The sequence below is a fragment of the Nodosilinea sp. LEGE 07298 genome (genome assembly GCF_015207265.1).
Classification (GTDB): Bacteria; Cyanobacteriota; Cyanobacteriia; order Phormidesmidales; family Phormidesmidaceae; genus Nodosilinea.
Genome location: NZ_JADEXE010000451.1, coordinates 1 through 3,836 on the forward strand (window position 1 = coordinate 1; position 3,836 = coordinate 3,836).

Annotated in this window: 2 protein-coding genes; both read right to left on the reverse strand. The window is 58.1% G+C overall.

The features are described 5' to 3' along the window. Positions 1-19: 19 nt before the first annotated feature. On the reverse strand, positions 20-955 hold the full coding sequence (locus tag IQ273_RS31480; protein WP_194027026.1) for a DMT family transporter: 936 nt from the start codon (positions 953-955) through the stop codon (positions 20-22). A gap of 253 nt (positions 956-1,208) precedes the next feature. After that, positions 1,209-3,632, reverse strand: a complete 2,424-nt coding sequence (locus tag IQ273_RS31485) for an FAD-dependent oxidoreductase (RefSeq protein ID WP_194027027.1) — start codon at positions 3,630-3,632, stop codon at positions 1,209-1,211. Between the last annotated feature and the right edge of the window lie 204 nt (positions 3,633-3,836).

Below are 3,836 nucleotides of genomic sequence, written 5' to 3' on the forward strand. Positions count from 1 at the left end.
GGCAGGGGGTTGGGTTGTACTATGGCTTCATGCTGAGAAAACGTCTGGGGTCAGTGTGTTTGACCTTTCTGGGTATATCGGCTCCGCCCCGGTAGACGAGGGCCACCCCGATCGCCGCAATTACCAGACCGGCTGCATCAACCCAGGCAATTTGATCATTGAATAGGAGAAATCCCAGCACTAGCGTCGTGGGCGGCGTCAGGTACATCAAACTAGCCACTCGGGCCGCTGTGCGATACTCCAACAGTTTCAGCATCAGCCCGTAGGAACCAATCGACAGCACGACGATTAGCCAGCCAAGGGCAAAAACAAACTGCCGGCTCCACTGAATGCTCAAGCCTTCGATAAACACCGCCAGGGGCCACAGGGCGATCGCGCTGGCTACGGCTTGCACAAACAAACTCTGAATGACGGGCAAATTTTGCTCCGGCTGGGTGCGATTCAGGTGTCGCTGGTATAGCGTCGCCACGGTCATGCTGGCCGCCGCTAAAAAGGGCAGCACATACCCGATTGGCGCGACCGCTCCGGCCCCCTCCAGTTTGGTGATCACCACTAGCACGACGCCGACCAGACCGACTCCGGTGCCCCACCACTGCACCGCCGATATTGATTCACCCAAGAGAGGGCCAGATAAAACGCTGGTGGCCATGGGCTGCAACGCCGTGATCAGTGCCACAATCCACGGTGAAACGCCCAGCGCGATCGCCCAGAGCGCAGCACTGAGCCAAATGGCGTGAGCCAGCACACCCACGAAGGCAGAACGGGCGATCGCCGTCTTGCTATGAAACCGCAGCTTCCGCCGATAGCTCAGCCAGACCAGCAGCAGGATCGCCACCAGGACATATCGCACAAACAACAGCGTGAATGGCCCGGCGTAGGGCAACCCATACTTCGCGCCAATGAAGCCAGAACTCCACAGCACAACAAAAAGGAGTTCGAGTCCAAGAATTTGCATTCTGAATACCTCAGAGAGGGTTCTGCTGCATCAAACCCTGGCTAAGTAGGAGAGCCAAATCAAGGCCGCTTAGGTTGCCGGGTTTTCTCCCTTCGGGAGACACTTCGTGAACGACTTCGCTCAACCCTCTCCCTAAAAACGGATTGAGCATTGAGCGGAGTCGAAATGCGTCTTAGATAATCAGGCCTACTTACTTATGAAGGTTTTGACTGGGCAGAACTCCAGTACAGAAATGTCATGAGAACGAAAGCGTCTACAGCAGCTTCTCAACCACGGTGGCCGCCAGAGACTTGCCGAAATATTCCACCGAGACCTGGGTACCGGGTTGAGCATAGGTCAGCGGCAGATAGGCAAACACCACGCAGCGCCCCAGGCTGTAGCCATATCCGGCGCTGGTGACGTAGCCCAGCACTTTGCCATCGGCAATCACCGGCTCTTTACCCATCGCGATCGCCGCCGGATTATCCAGCGTTATAAAGCAAAGTTTACGACTGGCGTATTCCTGGCGCTGTAACAACGCTTCCTTCCCGATGAAGTCGCCCTTGTTCGGCTTCACCGCGAAGCCCAAACCCGCCTCGTAGGGGTCGTATTCGGTGTGAATGTCATGGCCCCAAAACAGGAAACCCTTCTCCAACCGCAAGGATTCAAATGCTCCCAGTCCAGCCGCGATTAGGCCGTGCTCCTGACCTGCCGCCCACAGCGTATCCCACAGCTTCAGACCACACTCAGTGGGCGCATAGATTTCCCAGCCCTCTTCGCCCACGTAGGACACCCGCACCGCCAGCACCGGAATATTGCCAATGGTGAGACGCTGATTGGTGAAGAACTTGAACTTAGGCTTCGAAACATCCGTTTGAGTAACCGATTGCAGCACCGCCGGAGCTTTGGGTCCCCACAGGCCCAGGCAGCAGTAGCTTGACGAAATATCTGCAATCTGGACAGAACCATCCTCGGGCAGGTGCGCCGTCATCCAGGCCAGGTCGTGACCATGGACAGAGCCACCCGTCACCACCCAATATTTCTCAGCCCCTAGGCGGCTTACCGTCAGGTCACACATGATGCCGCCGTTGGCGGCGAGCATGGCAGTGTAGATCACCTTGCCTACGGGCTTGTCGATGTCGTTGGCGCAAAGGCTTTGCAAATAAGCCACCACGCCCGGCCCCGTCAGCTCAAATTTGGCGAAGGGGGTGAGGTCGTAGAGGGCCGCCTTTGCTCGCGTGGCGAAATGCTCCGCCCCCTGAATCGGCGACCAGTTCTTTGCCTCCCAGCCCTGGCGCTGAGGAATGGCGTACTGCTCCAACAGATCTGCATTGGCTTCAAACCACTGGGGCCGCTCCCACCCGGCGCTGAAGATGAACTGCGCCCCCAGCGCCTGCAAACGGGGGTAAAACGGGCTCACCCGCAGCTGCCGCGAGTGGGTCTGCTGATCCAGCGGGTGAATGATGTCGTACACCTCGTCATACTGCTGCGCCCCAGCGCGAGTGATGTAGTCGGCGCTCTTGCAAACATCCGAAAAGCGGTTGATATCCATCTCGTGAATATCAAGGCTGGGCACCCCGGTGGTCATGAGTTCTGAGACGATTTTGCCAACGCCGCCCCCGTGGGTAACCCACACCGCCTCAGCCACCCAAAAGCCTTTCGCTTTGCTAGATTCCCCCACCACCGAGCCGCTGTCGGGCGTGAAGGAAAACATACCGTTGATTTTGTAGGTCAACTCCGCCCCTTCCAGAGCGGGAAAGAGCTCTTTGGTGGACTCCCAAGCGGGGCCGAAGTGCTCTTCGGTAAAGGGCCGTACTGACGGCATCACCGGGGCTTCGGCATAGGGCAGAATGTTGTCGGGGTCTAGCAACAGCGGCTCGTGCTGATACGAGCCAATCCCCCAGCAGTCGCCGTGCTGCCGAAAGTACATGGCGTGGTCCTGGTGGCGCACCATGGGATACGTGACTTCTTCTGTCATGCCCGCTAATTCAGGAATCGGCGCAGTTTTCACGTACTGGTGCTGCACCGGGGTAAGGGGAATGACTTCGCCCACCATGCGCCCAATGCGCGGCCCCCAGATGCCAGCACAAACCAGCACTTTATCGGTTTCAATGCGGCCTTTGTCGGTAACAACCGCCTGCACCTGACCGTTGACTACCTCGATATCCATCACCGTGGTGTGGCCGTAGAACTCGGCGGCACCAGCCTCTTTGGCACAGTTGGCCATCGCTTCTGCCGCCCGCAGGGCCTTGGCAATGCCGTCGGTGGGCACATAGTAGCCGCCAAGCAGTTTGGCTTCATTCACCAGGGGCACTTTGGCTTTCACCTCGGCGGGGGTGAGCAGACAGGCCCCTTCAACGCCCCAAGATTTGGCCCAGCCCAGCTTGCGCTGAAGTTCAGCCATGCGCTCTTCGGTATAGGCAACTTCGACGCCACCAACAGGATAAAAAGCCGGGCCTTCGTCGGTGCTGAGCTGGCTGTACAACTCGATGGTGTACTGGGCCAGCTTGGTCATCGTCTTAGACGAGTTGGTTTGAAAGACCAGCCCAGGAGCATGGGAAGTGGAGCCGCCCGTAGCAAACAGCGGCCCCTGCTCAACGACGACGATATTCTTCCAGCCCAGCTTAGTCAGGTGATAGGTGGTGCTACAGCCGACGATGCCAGCACCGATAACAACGAGAGTAGCCGTGGATTGCATAGGGTTCTCCGGTTGGGGTGAGGGAGTGGATGAGTGGGAGGGTGGATGGGTAGATGAGTTGGGGAGATAGAGAGATGGTGAAGGTGGGGAGGAATCGTAGGGTGGGTTAGGCCGCAGAGCAATCCTGGCGTGAACCGATCGCACAGGCCATAGCCGTAACCCACCCTGTGAGGTTCTGAGTCAGCCGATTGCACAGACCCTGGC